Annotated in this window: 17 protein-coding genes; 11 read left to right on the top strand and 6 right to left on the bottom strand. The window is 37.4% G+C overall.

The genetic code is table 11. The annotated features are described in order from the left end of the window. The first annotated feature begins 24 nt into the window (after positions 1–24). The 7 genes from aroA (at position 25) to Q0874_RS14080 (ending at position 7216) form a co-directional block, all read left to right on the top strand. The gene (gene aroA / locus Q0874_RS14110) at positions 25–1254 is read left to right on the top strand and encodes a 3-phosphoshikimate 1-carboxyvinyltransferase (RefSeq protein ID WP_299164117.1); all 1230 of its coding nucleotides are present in this window, start codon (positions 25–27) and stop codon (positions 1252–1254) included. 86 nt (positions 1255–1340) lie between these two features. Beyond that, entirely contained in the window at positions 1341–2390 is a 1050-nt protein-coding gene (gene queA, locus Q0874_RS14105; RefSeq protein ID WP_299164115.1) for a tRNA preQ1(34) S-adenosylmethionine ribosyltransferase-isomerase QueA, read from the top strand. 78 nt (positions 2391–2468) lie between these two features. After that, a complete protein-coding gene (gene rlmN, locus Q0874_RS14100; RefSeq protein WP_299164113.1) occupies positions 2469–3512 on the top strand; it encodes a 23S rRNA (adenine(2503)-C(2))-methyltransferase RlmN in 1044 nt (347 codons plus the stop codon). Between the two features lie 160 nt (positions 3513–3672). Continuing rightward, positions 3673–4650, top strand: coding sequence for a polyprenyl synthetase family protein (locus tag Q0874_RS14095; protein WP_299164111.1), 978 nt, complete (start codon positions 3673–3675; stop codon positions 4648–4650). Positions 4651–4765: 115 nt separating this feature from the next. After that, a complete protein-coding gene (locus tag Q0874_RS14090) occupies positions 4766–5329 on the top strand; it encodes an RNA polymerase sigma factor (protein WP_299164269.1) in 564 nt (187 codons plus the stop codon). Continuing rightward, positions 5316–6059 carry a hypothetical protein gene (locus Q0874_RS14085; protein ID WP_299164109.1) on the top strand — a complete coding sequence of 248 codons (744 nt, stop codon included), beginning with the start codon at positions 5316–5318 and terminating at the stop codon, positions 6057–6059. Before Q0874_RS14090 ends, Q0874_RS14085 begins: the two co-directional genes overlap by 14 nt. A gap of 89 nt (positions 6060–6148) precedes the next feature. Then, positions 6149–7216, top strand: coding sequence for a hypothetical protein (locus Q0874_RS14080; RefSeq protein ID WP_299164107.1), 1068 nt, complete (start codon positions 6149–6151; stop codon positions 7214–7216). 89 nt (positions 7217–7305) lie between these two features. Here Q0874_RS14080 and Q0874_RS14075 read toward each other — a convergent pair whose 3' ends face one another. Then, positions 7306–7500 (bottom strand): zinc-ribbon domain-containing protein, encoded by a 195-nt coding sequence (locus tag Q0874_RS14075; protein WP_299164268.1) that lies wholly within the window; start codon positions 7498–7500, stop codon positions 7306–7308. Between the two features lie 167 nt (positions 7501–7667). Between Q0874_RS14075 and dnaG the strand changes: the two genes are divergently transcribed. Beyond that, positions 7668–9647, top strand: a complete 1980-nt coding sequence (dnaG, locus tag Q0874_RS14070) for a DNA primase (protein ID WP_299164105.1) — start codon at positions 7668–7670, stop codon at positions 9645–9647. A 93-nt stretch (positions 9648–9740) separates the two neighbouring features. Here dnaG and Q0874_RS14065 read toward each other — a convergent pair whose 3' ends face one another. Continuing rightward, complete coding sequence (locus Q0874_RS14065; protein ID WP_299164104.1) at positions 9741–10370, bottom strand: response regulator transcription factor; 630 nt, start codon at positions 10368–10370, stop codon at positions 9741–9743. A gap of 166 nt (positions 10371–10536) precedes the next feature. After that, positions 10537–11325 carry an NAD(+) synthase gene (gene nadE, locus Q0874_RS14060; protein ID WP_299164102.1) on the bottom strand — a complete coding sequence of 263 codons (789 nt, stop codon included), beginning with the start codon at positions 11323–11325 and terminating at the stop codon, positions 10537–10539. Positions 11326–11416: 91 nt separating this feature from the next. Here nadE and gldB point away from each other — a divergent pair, with 91 nt between their 5' ends. Continuing rightward, entirely contained in the window at positions 11417–12379 is a 963-nt protein-coding gene (gene gldB / locus Q0874_RS14055) for a gliding motility lipoprotein GldB (RefSeq protein ID WP_299164101.1), read from the top strand. Positions 12380–12382: 3 nt separating this feature from the next. Beyond that, positions 12383–12721 (top strand): gliding motility protein GldC, encoded by a 339-nt coding sequence (gldC, locus tag Q0874_RS14050; protein ID WP_299164099.1) that lies wholly within the window; start codon positions 12383–12385, stop codon positions 12719–12721. Here gldC and Q0874_RS14045 read toward each other — a convergent pair. Beyond that, positions 12718–14334, bottom strand: coding sequence for an alkaline phosphatase D family protein (locus Q0874_RS14045; protein WP_299164098.1), 1617 nt, complete (start codon positions 14332–14334; stop codon positions 12718–12720). The two genes, gldC and Q0874_RS14045, sit on opposite strands and share 4 nt — an antisense overlap. Positions 14335–14431: 97 nt before the next feature. Here Q0874_RS14045 and Q0874_RS14040 point away from each other — a divergent pair, with 97 nt between their 5' ends. Then, positions 14432–14821: a GTPase gene (locus Q0874_RS14040; RefSeq protein ID WP_299164096.1), complete on the top strand. Its 390-nt coding sequence runs from the start codon at positions 14432–14434 to the stop codon at positions 14819–14821. Positions 14822–14832: 11 nt separating this feature from the next. Here the strand turns inward: Q0874_RS14040 and yihA are convergent, their stop codons facing one another. Both yihA and Q0874_RS14030 read right to left on the bottom strand, forming a co-directional pair. Next, the gene (yihA, locus tag Q0874_RS14035; RefSeq protein ID WP_299164094.1) at positions 14833–15444 is read right to left on the bottom strand and encodes a ribosome biogenesis GTP-binding protein YihA/YsxC; all 612 of its coding nucleotides are present in this window, start codon (positions 15442–15444) and stop codon (positions 14833–14835) included. A 13-nt stretch (positions 15445–15457) separates the two neighbouring features. Continuing rightward, entirely contained in the window at positions 15458–16222 is a 765-nt protein-coding gene (locus Q0874_RS14030) for an alpha/beta hydrolase (RefSeq protein WP_299164092.1), read from the bottom strand. Positions 16223–16262 lie beyond the last annotated feature (40 nt).

Here is a 16262-nt window from a genome sequence, read left to right as displayed (position 1 = left end):
ATTCGGTTTTAAAACAGCACCAATTTGAAATTACACCTCTTAGGCCCGTCAAGTAATCTCCTGAACTCTCATATAAAGGTCACAGGTTCCAAGAGTGAATCTAACAGACTTTTGTTGCTAAATGCTCTTTATCCCGGAATTACAATTAAAAATCTATCCAATTCCGATGATGCTGCTGTAATGCAGAAAGGCATTCAGGTAAAAGAAGGAAAGGTGGATATTCATCATGCGGGTACGGCCATGCGTTTTTTAACAGCCTTTTTTGCTTCCCAGGAAGGAGCGAATGTTACCCTTACTGGATCACAGAGAATGCAGGAACGACCTATAAAAATATTGGTTGATGCATTGAAAAATTTAGGCGCTGATATCGATTATTTGAAAAATAAGGATTATCCCCCCTTGAGGATAAAAGGAAAATCCCTCAATGCATCTAAGGTGAGCCTTCCCGCAGATATTAGTAGTCAGTACATTTCTGCTTTATTGCTTATTGCTCCAAGTTTGGAGCATGGGCTGGAATTGCAACTGGTAGGTACTGTTACATCTGTTCCCTATATTAAAATGACGCTGGGCTTGTTGGACCAAATAGGGATAGCCAGTTCATTTGAAGGGAATACGGTAAGTGTCCTTCCAAAAAAACAAATAGGTGAAATAACCATAACAGTAGAATCTGATTGGAGTTCGGCTTCCTATTTTTACAGTATTACAGCTCTCTGTGCAGTAGGGACCAAAATTGGTTTGGCGTCCTATAGAAAAGATAGTTTGCAGGGAGATAGCATCCTTAAGGAAATATATAAAGATTTTGGGGTTAAGACTGAATTTAAAAAGGATAGTGTTATTCTGTCTAAAACTAAAATCCATCAAAAATCAGAAGTTTACTACAATCTGGCAAATGCACCTGATTTGGCACAGACTGTCGCTGTTACTTGTTTTGGATTAGGAATTGGTTGTCACCTTACCGGTTTACACACCTTAAAAATAAAGGAGACAGATAGGTTGGTTGCATTAAAAAATGAACTCACAAAACTCGGAGCTAAGGTTTCAGTAAGCAACAACTCACTTACCCTGGAATCTTCCAATAAAATAAATTCCGGGGTGGCAATTGATACTTATAACGATCACAGAATGGCTATGGCATTTGCTCCACTGGCTTTGAAAACAGCAATCGTGATCAACGATGCAGAGGTGGTTTCCAAATCATACCCGGATTTTTGGAAAGACCTGGAACAGCTTGGATTTAAGATTAAAGACCTATAAAGGTATTTAATACCACTTTTACTTGACAAGGCCTACTTCAGGATTGTATATTTGCAGCCGTCAAAAAGACGAACTAAAATTCATATATGAAATTATCACACTTTAGTTTTGAATTGCCAAAAGAATTGATGGCAGAGTATCCGGCAGAGCACAGGGACGAATCCAAATTAATGGTCGTTCATAAAGATACCGGCAAAATTGAACATAAAATGTTCAAGGATCTTATTGATTATTTTGATGAAGGAGATGTAATGGTTCTTAATAATACCAAAGTATTTCCAGCCAGGTTATATGGTAATAAAGAAAAAACTGGTGCCAGAATAGAAGTTTTTTTACTTCGTGAGTTGAATGAAGAACAAAGGTTATGGGATGTTTTAGTCGATCCTGCCAGAAAGATCAGAATTGGCAATAAACTTTACTTTGGAGATGATGAGAATTTAGTGGCCGAAGTTATTGATAATACTACTTCAAGGGGAAGAACACTTCGCTTTCTTTATGATGGGTCTTATACCGACTTTAGAAGGAAATTAAGAGAACTCGGTGAGACACCTCTTCCAAAATATATTAAAAGAGAAGTGGAACCTGAAGATGAATCGCGATATCAAACGATATATGCAAAGCACGAAGGTGCAGTAGCGGCACCTACAGCCGGCCTGCATTTTTCCAAGCATTTGTTAAAACGATTGGAAATTAAAGGGATTAAATTTGCAGAGCTCACACTTCATGTAGGTCTGGGTACTTTTAATCCCGTAGAAGTAGAAGACCTTTCCAAGCATAAAATGGATAGTGAAGAATTGGTGATTGATGAAAAAGCCACAGAGATTGTAAATTCAGCTCAAATTAAAAAGAAAAGAATTTGTGCCGTTGGAACAACGGCTATGAGAGGCCTGGAAAGTGCCGTTTCATCTGAACATACTCTGAATACCTATGATGGCTGGACCAATAAATTTGTATTTCCACCCTATGACTTTAGTATTGCCAATGCAATGGTAACTAATTTTCATCTGCCAAAATCTACTCTTTTAATGATGGTTTCGGCATTTATGGGTCATGATCTTATGAAAAGGGCCTACAAAGAAGCAATAATTGAAGGATATAAATTTTACTCATACGGTGACGCCATGCTCATCATATAAATAATGTATTATTTAAATAAAGAATCCTGCCATTACCTGTTTTCTGATAGGTGCGGCAGGATTTTTTTTACTTAAGAAATGGTTTCAAATAAGAAGGATATTCGGGCGCTCACTAAGGAGCAACTTCGTGAGTTTTTTAAAAATCAAGGGGAGCAGCCATTCCGCGGAAATCAGGTGTATGAATGGTTGTGGCATAAATCTGCACATTCATTTGACGCAATGACTAATCTATCCAAAGAAACCCGTCAAAAACTGGAAGGTTGTTTTGTAATTAATCACATTAAAGTAGATCAATTACAGAAAAGTTCTGATGGTACAATAAAGAATGCCGTTCGATTGCACGATGGATTAGTAGTAGAATCAGTTCTAATCCCTACAAAAGAAAGAACCACAGCCTGTGTCTCCAGTCAAGTGGGCTGCAGTTTGGATTGTAAATTTTGCGCCACAGCAAGATTAAAAAAGATGCGCAATCTTAATCCGGACGAGATTTATGATCAGGTGGTTGTCATCAATAATGAAAGCGAGCTATATTTTAATAGGCCTTTGAGTAATATTGTCTTTATGGGAATGGGTGAACCCCTGATGAATTATAATAATGTTTTGAAGGCTATAGAGAAGATAACTTCCCCTGAAGGCCTTGGGATGTCTCCAAAAAGAATTACAGTTTCCACCTCGGGGGTCCCAAAAATGATCAGGAAACTTGCCGATGAGGAAGTCAAATTTAAACTTGCCGTTTCTCTTCATTCAGCAATCGAGGAAGTACGTACGTCTATTATGCCCTTCAATGCCACCTTTAATCTTAAGGAGCTGCGAGATTCTTTGATCTATTGGTATTCCAAAACAAAAAGCAGGATTACGTACGAGTATGTCGTTTGGGAAGGTATTAATGATAAGGATAAGGATATTAAGGCTTTAATAGCGTTTTGCAGATTTGCACCTTCAAAGGTAAATCTGATAGAGTATAATCCGATAGATGATTCCTACTTTAAGCAGGCATCTAATGATGCGATTAATAAATATGTGGAGGCTCTGGAACAAAATGGAATAACCGTCACAGTTCGCCGGTCAAGAGGCAAAGATATTGATGCAGCTTGCGGACAATTGGCAAACAAATCTATATAATTAGGGGCGTAATTTAGTATTGCACTTTGCCGTCAGTTCAGGTATAATAAAACTGAGTCGGACCAGGGATCAGAATGAGTTTCTTATTTCTTTATTCTCACTTCATTCCCCTTGTTATTTTCCCTAAATTTATCGTTCATCATTGATAAAATCAATACTATTGAAAATTGTCGCGCAAATAACGGAACCGATCAATGAAGAAATGGAGCTCTTTGAAAAAAAGTTCCGTGATTCCATGTCCACCAAAGTGGCACTTCTTAATAGAATCACCTATTATATCGTAAACCGAAAAGGAAAACAAATGCGGCCAATGTTTGTGTTTCTGACGGCCAAGCTTGTTAATAATGGGGAAGTTAATGAAAGGACATATCGTGGGGCATCGGTGATAGAATTAATACACACAGCTTCTTTGGTGCATGATGATGTAGTTGATGATAGTTACAAACGCAGGGGTTTCTTCTCCATAAATGCACTGTGGAAAAATAAAATCGCTGTCTTGGTTGGAGACTATCTGCTTTCAAAAGGAATGCTGCTTTCTGTGGAGTATGAAGATTTTGATTTGCTTAAAATTATTTCCGTTGCTATCCGTGAAATTAGTGAGGGAGAATTACTTCAGATAGAAAAAGCCAGAAGATTAGATATAACCGAAGAGGTATATTACGAAATTATCAGACAAAAAACGGCAACCCTTATTGCTGCCTGTTGCAGCCTTGGAGCATGTTCCGTAAAGCCCGATAGCACAGATGTTGAAACCTTTCGAAAGTTTGGAGAGCTTTGTGGGATGGCATTTCAGATTAAGGATGACCTTTTTGATTATGGAGAGGAAAAAATTGGTAAACCCACAGGAATAGATATTAAGGAGCAAAAAATGACCCTGCCTTTAATTTATGCGCTCAATAACAGTACCCCCAAAGAGAAAAAATGGCTTATAAACTCAGTAAAAAATTATAACAAGGATAAGTCGCGCGTTAAAGAAGTAATCGCCCTTGTAAAAGAAAAGGGAGGTCTTTCTTACGCAGAAACTAAAATGAACGAGTTTAAAAATAAGGCCTTGGAACTTTTAAATACCTACCCGGATTCTGAGTATAAAGATGCTCTTAAGCTTATGGTAAGTTATGTGGTTGATAGAAAAAAGTAACTCCTAACCATAACATTTACAAAGAGTTATTAATTAATTCTAAAATATTTCAGATCTCGGGCAACGTTTTTGATTTCCAGAACGTCTTTATCTATAGAAGGCTAAAATGAAACGCTTGAAAATTATTTCTTTTTACAATAATGAAAAAGTGCTGATCAGGAAAGCAATTGCAGGTCATCCTAATGCACAACAGGCTATTTATGAGAAATTTGCACCTAAGATGCTGGGAGTATGCAGACAGTACATTAAGGACCTGCATTATGCCGAAGATGTAATGATCAATGGTTTTGTGAAAGTATTTAAAAGTTTGAATTCATTTCGGCATGAAGGAAGCTTTGAAGGTTGGATCAGGCAAATCATGGTTAGAGAAGCTATCTCTTATCTCAGGAAAAAACAATTTGTGGTCTTTGATGATGAGGTTTATGAGTATAATATTCCAAACCAAATTACCTTCTCTTCTTCAATGGATATTGAATATATTCAGCGGTTGATTGACAATTTGCCCGAAGGTTATAAAATGGTTTTTGTGCTTTATGCGATAGAAGGGTATAAGCATTCAGAAATAGCTGAAATGTTGGATATAACAGAAAGCACATCCAAATCCCAGTTGTTTAAGGCCAGGAGATTATTGCAGGATAAATTAAAAGAACAAAGTATACTCGGTTATGGAACCCACTAAATTTGAAAATCATATTAAGGAAACCTTAAAGGGAAGTGAAATTAAACCTTCAGAGGCTGCCTGGCATAAAATTAAAGGACAGATCAATATTGAATACAAGCCGAAGAGAACCGGATATTTCTGGTATGGGATTGCAGCAGGTTTTATTGGAATATTGATATTATCTGTGTTCTACTTTACAACTGATGATGTGACTTTAAATCAAGAGATTCAGGTTGCTGCTAAACCATCAACGCCTTTTGTTGACATAGAAAAAGAAGAACTTTTGAAAGCACCCGTTCCGGAGGAAGAAAGCTTAATGACTGCGGTTGAGGATTCCAATGAAGCGGACAAAGAAAAGTCAACGACAGTGCCAAAAAAGGAATCTAAAGAAGAATTGGTTATATCAGAAGATGCTAAACTGGCAGATACTGAAGAACTCCAAAATAAAACATCGGAAGATTCAAATGAACTATTTGATACTAAAATAGCGGAGGTATTGGCCAGAGTAAATGCATTGGAAGAAAACAACAAAGAGCTGACAGATTTGGAAGTAGATTCCCTCCTAAGACAGGCGCAAAAAGAACTTTTGACACAAAACCTTTTAAATGCTGACAACACAGTTAATCCATCGACATTGCTTTCACAAGTAGAGGAAGAGTTGGATCAGTCATTCCGGGATCAGATTTTTGGGAAACTTAAGTCTGGTTATAATAAAGTTAGAACTGCTGTTGCGGTTCGTAATGATTAACCTTTAGTACATATTTATATATAATTTCTTCAATTGAGTTTGAGGAAGCAGTAAGGAGTTTATTCATCAATAATTAATCAAAAATCAAAATGAAAACAATCAGCACCTATTTAGTACTTCTTTTAATTTCTTTTATAGCCAATACGATGGAGGCACAAGACAATTATAAAGACAAGATCGAAACACTTAAAGAACAGAAAGAAAAGATTACACTTGAGGAAAAAGAAGCCTTAAAAGATGAAGTGGATGCTATTAATAAACGTGCGGATAAGGGCGAAATTAGCGCTGATGAAGCAAATAAGCTCAAAGAAGACGCTGCCAGGAAACGAGCCTTAAATATTGAGAACAGACTGGCAATAATAGATAATGAAATTGCTTTATTGGAGCGCAATAAAGACGAGGTATTGAATGATCAAAAAGATGATAAATCCCGGGATGACGACGATGGTCTTACTATAAGAATAGACGGGGATGAATGGGAAATAACAGATAATAAGTATGGTTGGCCAAAATATGGCCGTCGAACATATTCAGACCTTATTATTGCCTTTGGTTTAAACAATGCAATTATAGAAGGACAATCTCTCAATGATACACCCTATAAGGTATGGGGAAGCAGATTTTTTGAAATGGGTTGGGGATGGAGAACAAGGGTATTTAATAAAACGAATGCAGTGAGGTTTCATTATGGATTTTCATTTCAATTCAATGGATTAAAATCGAAGGATAACCTCTATTATGTTGTTAATGAGCAGGGAGAAACAGTACAGGAAGAGTTCCCGTTTAATCTCAGCAAGTCTAAATTAAAATTGGAAAACCTGGTATTCCCTATTCATTTTGAATTTGGCCCTTCCAGAACAAGGGTATCCGGAAATCACGTAAAATACTCCTTAAGACATCAATTTAGAATTGGTTTAGGGGGATACGGAGGTTTTAATTTGGGGACTCGCCAGAAACTTAAATACAATGAAAACGGATCGAACCAAAAGTTAAAAATAAAAGGCGGTTTAAACAGTAATCCTTTCATCTATGGCCTAAGTGCATACATGGGAGTGGATTGTTTTCTGCTTTATGTTAAGTACGACCTAAATCCTATTTTCAAGAGCCCATCAGTTGAGCAAAGGAATATTTCAATGGGACTACGTTTTGATATTTAAAATTAGAAAAGCCGGAATTCTGTCTCATGCATATTTCCTCTATGTTTGATTATGCCTGAGACAGCTATTCTGTTTTTTAAAACTATGAATTAATTTTCAAAGGCAGCTTGCATTTCTTTTGTAAAATCCTCCTTGTAATAACCTTTTTTACAATGATTACAACGTATTATCTGCGTTGTTGACACCCGAAATATCGGAATCCAGAATAAATGAAAAAAATTGGGTGTACTTTCACCTGAAAGCGTATCGTTCTGATTACAATGAGTACATTTTATATGTCTCATATTTATGGTTGTTGTATTTCCCGGCCGAATTCCAAAAAATAAGATCATATTAAATTTTTTTATGTTACTAAAGTAAATTAATGAATCACATTCAGTTGGTATTCTAAAAATACTTTATTTTAAAGCATTCAATTTTCTTATTTTTATAGGGAAAATATTTAACCACATTGATTTCAAAATTCAGCATAGATCAAGTTTATGAAACCGCCCGCCTGGAGGAGGTTATTGGGGATTTTGTACAATTAAAAAAATCTGGTTCCAATTTTAAAGGTTTGAGTCCCTTTACAGATGAACGCACCCCAAGTTTTATGGTATCACCCGTAAAACAAATCTGGAAGGACTTTAGTAGTGGTAAGGGCGGAAACGTTGTGGCTTTCCTAATGGAACACGAACATTTTACCTATCCCGAGGCTATTAAATATCTGGCAAGGAAATACAATATTGAAATTGAAGAAACAGAGCGCACCGATGAGCAAAAGGTACAGGCCGATGAACGTGAAAGTATGTATCTGGTTTCTGAATATGCCCAGCAATATTTTGAGAAGACCCTTTGGGAGAAGGAAATGGGTAAGGCTATTGGACTTAGCTATTTCAGGGAAAGAGGTTTTACAGATGACATCATTAAAAAATTTGGACTTGGCTATTGCCTGGACCTTTGGGATGCTTTTACCAATTCGGCCCTTGAAGAAGGATATCAGCAGGAATTTTTACAAAAAACCGGGCTGACAATAGTGAAAGAAGATGTAAACATGCCCGGAGTCTCCAAAAAATTTGACAGATTTAAGGGCAGAGTAATGTTTCCTATCCATTCCATGAGCGGCCGTGTTCTTGGATTTGGGGGCAGGATACTTTCAAATGAAAAAAAAGCGGCCAAATATCTGAATTCCCCTGAAAGTGAAATATACCATAAGAGCAAAGTGCTATACGGTATATATTTTGCCAAACAAGCGATCGCTAAGGAGGATAACTGCTATTTGGTTGAAGGCTATACAGATGTTATACAACTGTATCAAAGGGGAATACACAATGTAGTAGCCTCCAGTGGTACAGCACTTACGCCAGAGCAAATTCGATTAATAAACAGGCTTACTAAAAATATTACAGTTTTATTTGACGGTGATGCAGCAGGTTTACGGGCATCCTTGAGGGGTATTGATCTTATTCTTGAGCAAGGAATGAATGTAAAAGTCTGCACTTTTCCCGAAGGAGAAGACCCCGATAGTTTTGCAAAGAACAATGAAGTAGAGGAGATTGTACTTTACCTGCGGGAGAACTCTAAGGATTTTATACAGTTTAAAACTTCCTTGCTGGCCAAAGATGCGGCAAATGATCCAATAAAAAGGGCCGATACTATTCGCGAAATTGTAAACAGCATCTCTAAAATCCCGGATAGGATAAAACGTGAGATCTATATTCAGGAGTGTGCACATATAATGAATATTTCAGAAGATGTTTTATTTAATACTCTGGCGCAGATTGGAAGGAAAGAACGCAAGGATGCGGCCACAACAGCCAGACAGGAGAATAAAGCATTCGAGGTTGTTAAGCATAGCCAGAAAGAGGAAAAGCTGGATGTGCAATATGAGTTGGAAAAAAAGATAATTGAAATGCTCCTGCTTTACGGGAATGAACTTCAGGAATTTGAGGACCTTATTCTAAAAGAGAATGAGGAGGGCGATCTTGTTCTGGAACCTGAAAATATGGAAGCAAGAGTATATGAAAAGGTATACCTGGACCTTCAGGAAGATGAAATAGAACTTACCCATGATAAGTTCAGAAATATCTATTACAAATTAATAGAAGGGCTAAATGAAAAAGAAGATTTTTCCATCTCTACGTTTATGACTGAACTAGATCAGGAAATGGTAGCCCAAATTTCTTCGATATTAATGGAAGAGGAAAAGTATGAGTTGCATCACTGGGAGCGAAAGGACATCTATCCAAAAGACAAAGAAAAAAGTATTTCCCAATTAGTAAGTGAAACAATTTTAACTTTAAGATGCTTTCTAATTCAAAAGAGGATTACATCCCTGCAGGAAAACACGGAAGATTTAAATGGTGATCATAAGGAAACCTTGGAAGAGATAATGAACTACCTTCAATTAAACAAACTCTTAAATAAGAAGTTAAATAGGGTGCTCTCATAATACATTTGCCCGGGTAGCTCTTTAAATTGAGTCTCAGGGGTATAAAAAACCCCGACACTTTGGCCAGGGTTACAATAATTTACAAATCTGAACTTAGTACAACTCCAAGGCCTTTGCTTGTTGAAGCAAATCCACAAGATTATCAACATTTAATTTTTTCATTAAACGAGCTTTGTACGTGCTAACAGTTTTTTCATTTAGATTCAAGCCTAGGGCAACGTCTTTGTTTCGCTTTCCGCTGGCCAGAAGCTTAAGAACCTCAACTTCTCGGGTAGACAACTTTCTGAAAAACCTACGGGGTTTTTGAGTTCCTTCATCGAAGGCCAGTCGCTGAGCCAATTCATTAGTGATAAACATATTACCCTCACTTACTTTTCTAACCGCAGTAATTATGTAATCCAAATCTGCAGTTTTTGAAAGATAACCAAATGCACCTGCCCTTATTGTGCTAAGTGCATATACGTCTTCAGATTGACCACTATAGATCAATACCTTTATGTCCGGGTATTCCTGTTTAAGCTTTCTCAAGCTAGCTATTCCATTAATTTCCGGAATGTCCATTTCAAGTATAACAACATCCGGATTCAAGGTCTCTAATTTTGTAAAAAGTTCAGTAGTAGTGGCAGCATCATCAATAACTTCAAAACCGGAAGACGAATTAAGTACATTCTTAATTCCCATTCTGACTATTGGATGATTGTCTGCGATTAAAACTTTGATCATTTTGATTGGTTTTCTAGATTTTAACGCTAACAAACGTCTAAAAATACTGACATGCAATGTAAGGTTAAATTATCTAATTTCTTAAACAAAAGTGTACTTTTTTTCTCGATTATTGGGAATAACAGGGCCATTATTCGTCTTAATTAACTGATTCTTAGTCAAGATGTTATTTTAGGCTTACGGGAATTCTGCAAACCGGTATAGGGAGCATCTTATGTTGATTCATCGTGTTGTACCTTTTAAAGATGAGAAATACTTCTTTTTCTCTTCCGTTGAAATCATCGGCCTTCTTCCCGGCATTATTCATTTCCATGGCCCATTCTAATTCCGGATAGGAAGCCCCAATCTGATCCTCATCCGTTCGTGAGTCACCCCACAAGCCATCCGTAGGGGGAGCAATAATAATTTCTTCATTAATACCCAAATACTTAGCAATTTCATAAACCTCAGTTTTGAGAAGATCTGCAATTGGACTAAGATCAACTCCACCATCGCCATACTTAGTGTAGAAACCAATTCCAAAATCCTCCACCTTATTTCCTGTACCTGCAACCAGATAATTCTCTAAAGCGGCAAAATAGTAGAGCGTTGTCATGCGAAGTCTCGCTCGGGTGTTCGCTAAAGACATAAACCTGTCTTCTTCATTGTCAACCGATGGCAATGATTCTACAAGATTATCAAATACCGAAGTGAGATTCACAGCTTGTCTGGATACATTGTCAAAGTTCTGCTGTAACCATGCAATATGATTGGACGCCCTGGTCACTTGTTTTGCACTTTGATGGATTGGCATCTCTATGCATAACAGGTCTAAACCTGTTTTTGCACATAAAGTTGAAGTAACCGCAGAGTCTATCCCACCCGATACACCAATAACAAATCCTTTGATTTTTGCCTCGGTGGCATATGTCTTTAACCAATTTACAATATGAGCTACTACCTTTTCTGTTTGCATAGGGTACATTATTATAGGGAAATACTAACTTTGCTGCGATAAAAATAAAGCCTATACCTTTAATAATAAAACTGAAGAGTAATTACTTTATATGAAAACAAGATTTATTGCGGTTTTAGTTATTCTTATTAGTCTCCATTCTTGTAAAAATGAAACAAGGGTTTCCGAAGATGTTTCAAAGATTCAATTAAATCTGACTGTACAGCGTTTTGACCGGGAATTTGCGGAGGCTAAACCCGGAGACATACCCAAACTAAAACAAAAATTCCCTTACCTGTTCCCAAAGCAGTATTCAGATAGTGTTTGGATTGCAAAATTGAAAGATACCTTGCAGAATGAAATATTCAGCGAAGTAAATAAGACTTTTCCCAATTTTGATAAGGAAACAGAAGATCTCGAGCTTTTCTTTAAGCATGTTGTGTACTACTTTCCAAAATACCGGACGCCAGAGGTAATTACAGTTATTTCAGATGTAGATTATTCGAATCGTGTAATTCTGGCGGACACACTTCTGCTTATCGGTTTGGACAATTATCTTGGTAAAGGCCATAAGTTCTATGGAGGAATAGAACAGTATATTGCTGCCGGACTTGACAAAACCTTTTTAATAAGCGACGTTGCAAGTGCTTTTGGCAAAACCAAGCTCCGCTTCCCTTCTGACCGTACTTTTTTAGCACAGATGATATACTATGGGAAAGAGCTATATCTTAAAGACAAGTTAATGCCTCTTGCTACTGATGCACAAAAAATTGTATATACGCCTGAGGAAATGGAATGGGCCCAGGCCAATGAGGAACAGATTTGGCGTTATTTTATTGAACGGGAAATACTTTACAGTACAGACAATATGTTGGCTCCCCGTTTTTTAGATCCGGCTCCGTTTTCAAAATTCAGGTTAGAGCTGGATAATGAATCTCCGGGTAGGCTGGGCCGCTATATGGGATGGCAAATAGTAAGGGCATTCATGAATAACAATGATGTTAAACTTAATCAATTACTGGCCCTGTCCGCCGATGAAATTTTTAAAAAATCAAATTATAAACCGAAAAAATAAATCATGGGAAAATTACATACTTCTCAAATAACGCTTAAAGTAGGCCTGGATGAAAATCGCGTTCCGGAAGAGCTTACCTGGTCCGCAGAAGATGGCGGCATTGTAAACGAGGAGGCAAAAGCCATGTTATTGTCGGTGTGGGACAGTAAGAACCAGGAATCCTTAAAAATAGATCTATGGACTAAAGATATGCCTGTAGATGAAATGAAAATTTTCTTTCATCAAACCTTGCTGGCAATGTCCGATACTTTTATGAAGGCCACGCAGGACGAAAAAATGACGACAACCATGAAGGATTTTTGCGCCTATTTTGCGGAAAAGCTCGATTTGAAAAAGGATTAGTCCAAGGTTATTGTAATTGGCCACCCCTCAAATTGAGTTGCTTTACCTGATGTAACATCAGTATTCCTGGGCCAGCATTCAAAGGTTACATTCTTCTTATTTTTGTTAAATCTGATTAGGCCATAACCTCCTCCACTGGAAGGACTTTCAGGATTTACATAGGCCATCATACTTATTTTATTGCCAAACCCATCCAAATAATCGCCAGTCCATGGTAGTGAAGTGTTCGTGTTAGGATTACCGCCGGCTTGTTCATCTTCAGGCCACCACCACCGGCTATAATAGTCATTTACAATTGCAGGTACAATAAAGGCCCATGGTCCTTCCCTAAAGTCATTGATGCCATGTTGTATAACGGTAGCCAGGTGTTGGTCTCCTGCTATATGTACCGCATTTGCGTTTTTAATTAGGCGCAATGCTTTATTTCTGCCACTTTGTGGCCAGCCATTGGAATCCAAGTCTGCATGCAATCTGTTGTCCAATGACCCATGGATATGGGCACCTCCACAAAATCCTGTTTGAGACAACACCACTTTCATGGACTCAGTATTTTTACTGCCCCAGTCCTTTAAAAAGATTAGTTGTCTTTCACCTAATAAACTCAAACCTTGCAAATCAATAGAGTTAGGATCGTACTCAGGATTCCTTATATGGTCAGGGCGCGGACCTTGCTGTGGAATCTTGCCTTCAGGTCCCGATTTAAATTTTCTGTCTTCTAATATCGCAAAGTCAATACCTCCCAAAGTAAGATTTGTGTAGTATACTCCGATGCCCTGTTCAACAGGTTTTGGATCATAAGGGTCGGGAAGATGTGCGGTTTGGCACCTTTCAACCATTTTTACATATTCGGGATGATAGGTATACCCACCATCACTGCCTCCTTTTGCGGTAGATATTTTACCATTTTCTCCCCAAAGATTACCCTGGCCAATATCGTGGTCATCAGGAATAGTAATACAGGGCCTGTTCCTGAAAGTTTCCCTGAATTGAAGCCCGAATTTAAGCCAAGCAGCCGTATGCTCCGTATGATCATAAGACTGATCACCAGCAAAAAAGATGAGATCTGGGTCCTGGTAATTAATATTCCTTACATAATATTCCCTCAAACCCCTGTCCCTGTTAGAATTGCAGGAAAGTGCTGCCATTACAATTTCATTTTTATAATCAGGATTTTTTCGAATTGTTCCTTCAAAATAAGCGCGTTCCCCATGAGTAATTCTATATTTTGTATCTTTTGAATGGTCCCAATCTTCTATCCTGAAAAGTGCAGACCAGCCTAATTCGTTTACATTTTGTCTTTGGACTACTTTCCATTTGCCATCCTGGTAAAGAGCTAAACTAATTGTCCTTGATTCGTTGGGATAAAGCGGAAAAAGCTGAGCAGTTAATTTAAGGACATGGGCATGTACGGTATAAAGACCGAAAGCCACAACACTATCTCTGTTTACTTTGAGATTGATAATTTCATTAGGAGCTCTGTTCCACCAGTCGTTGGTGGCAAGAGTATCTATATTTTTAAAAGGGGAGGGTAATGGCGTAGATTGCTGCTGAGCAAAGCTTATCTGCCATTGTATGGCAAACAATAGCAGGCAACAGTTTATAAGTTTACGCATAGAAGAACTGATTAAAGATATAAGGTGTAAGAATTGAGTATTTTTGTTGACTAAAAAGTATGCTGTAAAGTACTTAATTAAATGTATAAATTTATTTATGGAAAACCACCACGAAGCCCGGTTAATTTTTATTTATAATGCCAATTCAGGATTGAGAAATGCCCTTTTGGATGGTGCTCATAAAGCATTAAGTCCGAATACATATCAGTGTAATCTATGTGATTTAACCTTTGGCGTATTTAATGAAAAAAAAGCCTGGAAGAAATTTCGGGAAGAAGAGCACTGGATCATGGAGTTTCTGCATAAGGATGAATTTAAAAAACAATACGCATCTAAATTCGGGCATAAGTTTGAGTTCCCGATTGTTCTGATAGCCTTAAATGATGAATTACAGGTATTTATTTCTGCGAAAGAACTCAATGAATTGGAAGAAATGGAAGCCTTAATTGATTTAGTCAAAAAAAGAGGCAAGGAAATTACAGCATAGGGCAGTGAGTTTTATTTTCCCTCAAAGAACCCTTTATTTATTTCTTCTATATAATTTAAAACCTCTTCCTTGCCCAAGCCATTTGAAGAAGAAGTGACAAAATGATTTGGAACTTCTTCCCATGCGCCTAAAAGTAGTTGATCTAAGTAATTCTTTACATTTCTTTCAATTGCTTTGGGTTTAAGCTTGTCTGCTTTGGTAAATATTATTGAAAAGGGAATGCCGTTCTCACCCATCCATTGCATAAACTCAAGATCTATTTTCTGGGCTTCGTGTCGTATATCAATTAATAGAAAAGCACTTACTAATTGCTCTCTTTTAAGGAAATAATCAGTAATATATTTCTGAAAAGTTTTCTTGTCCTTCTTAGATACGCGAGCGTATCCATATCCGGGAAGATCAACCAGGAACCATTGATTATTTATTTTAAAATGATTGATAAGTTGCGTTTTTCCCGGTCTCCCTGATGTTTTTGCCAAACTCTTGCGAGAAGTAAGCATATTTATCAGTGAAGATTTTCCAACATTTGATCTTCCTATAAAGGCATATTCGGGTAAAGCCTGCTTGGGGCACTTCTCTACACTGGAGTTGCTCATCAAAAAGTCGGCAGACTTTATCTTCATGACAATATGTAAGTTAGAATTTACGCTTCTGTAACCATTCGTCCAGAATGACATTGAATTCATTGGGATGTTCCATCATAGGCGCATGACCACACTCCTTTATCCAGAATAGTTCTGAATCCGGCAGTAATTCATGAAATTCCCGAGCAACATTTGGTGGGGTTACGGAATCATTTTCTCCCCAAATTATACAGGTTGGAGTCTTCATATTCGGTAAATCCTTAGACATATTGTGTCTTATGGCACTTTTGGCGATGGCCAGTGTCTTCACCAATTTCCTTCTGTCATTTACAGTGGCAAATACTTCATCCACAATTTCTTTAGTAGCTACTGCAGGGTCATAAAAAACATCCTGCGCCTTCTTTTTAATAAATTCATAATCCCCTCTTTTGGGATAGCCATCTCCCATGGCGCTTTCGTAAAGACCCGAACTTCCTGTAATTACAAGAGCTTTTACCATTTTAGGATAAAGTTTTGTATGTAATAAACCTACATGACCTCCAAGAGAATTACCTAATAAAATCACATCTTTAAGTCCTTTGAATTCAATAAATTTTTCAAGGAATCTGGCAAAGTTTTTTACATTGGTTTTTAACAATGGCAAAGAGTAGATTGGCAATTCAGGTATTAAAACTTTATAGCCTTTGTCTGGAAAATAATTGGTTACCCCGTGAAAATTACTGAGTCCTCCCATAAGACCATGAAGAATAATCATAGGAGTTCCTTCTCCTACCTCAATAAACTTATATTTTCCTTCTTTTTTAATGTGTTCTTCCATTAAATACTGCTTCTGGCTTCAGTGGGCAAATATAGACATT

The sequence above is a fragment of the uncultured Eudoraea sp. genome, from assembly GCF_947490415.1.
Classification (GTDB): domain Bacteria; phylum Bacteroidota; class Bacteroidia; order Flavobacteriales; family Flavobacteriaceae; genus Eudoraea.
The sequence above is the reverse complement of the archived record's forward strand: the minus strand, read 5'-3'. Positions and strand labels throughout refer to the sequence as shown.

Coding starts and splice junctions, on each gene's coding strand:
- queA (WP_299164115.1), top strand. CDS start 1,341: ATGAAATTATCACACTTTAGTTTTGAATTGCCAAAAGAATTGATGGCA.
- rlmN (WP_299164113.1), top strand. CDS start 2,469: ATGGTTTCAAATAAGAAGGATATTCGGGCGCTCACTAAGGAGCAACTT.
- Q0874_RS14085 (WP_299164109.1), top strand. CDS start 5,316: ATGGAACCCACTAAATTTGAAAATCATATTAAGGAAACCTTAAAGGGA.
- Q0874_RS14080 (WP_299164107.1), top strand. CDS start 6,149: ATGAAAACAATCAGCACCTATTTAGTACTTCTTTTAATTTCTTTTATA.
- Q0874_RS14075 (WP_299164268.1), bottom strand. CDS start 7,500: ATGAGACATATAAAATGTACTCATTGTAATCAGAACGATACGCTTTCA.
- Q0874_RS14065 (WP_299164104.1), bottom strand. CDS start 10,370: ATGATCAAAGTTTTAATCGCAGACAATCATCCAATAGTCAGAATGGGA.
- nadE (WP_299164102.1), bottom strand. CDS start 11,325: ATGCAAACAGAAAAGGTAGTAGCTCATATTGTAAATTGGTTAAAGACA.
- gldB (WP_299164101.1), top strand. CDS start 11,417: ATGAAAACAAGATTTATTGCGGTTTTAGTTATTCTTATTAGTCTCCAT.
- gldC (WP_299164099.1), top strand. CDS start 12,383: ATGGGAAAATTACATACTTCTCAAATAACGCTTAAAGTAGGCCTGGAT.
- Q0874_RS14045 (WP_299164098.1), bottom strand. CDS start 14,334: ATGCGTAAACTTATAAACTGTTGCCTGCTATTGTTTGCCATACAATGG.
- Q0874_RS14040 (WP_299164096.1), top strand. CDS start 14,432: ATGGAAAACCACCACGAAGCCCGGTTAATTTTTATTTATAATGCCAAT.
- yihA (WP_299164094.1), bottom strand. CDS start 15,444: ATGAAGATAAAGTCTGCCGACTTTTTGATGAGCAACTCCAGTGTAGAG.
- Q0874_RS14030 (WP_299164092.1), bottom strand. CDS start 16,222: ATGGAAGAACACATTAAAAAAGAAGGAAAATATAAGTTTATTGAGGTA.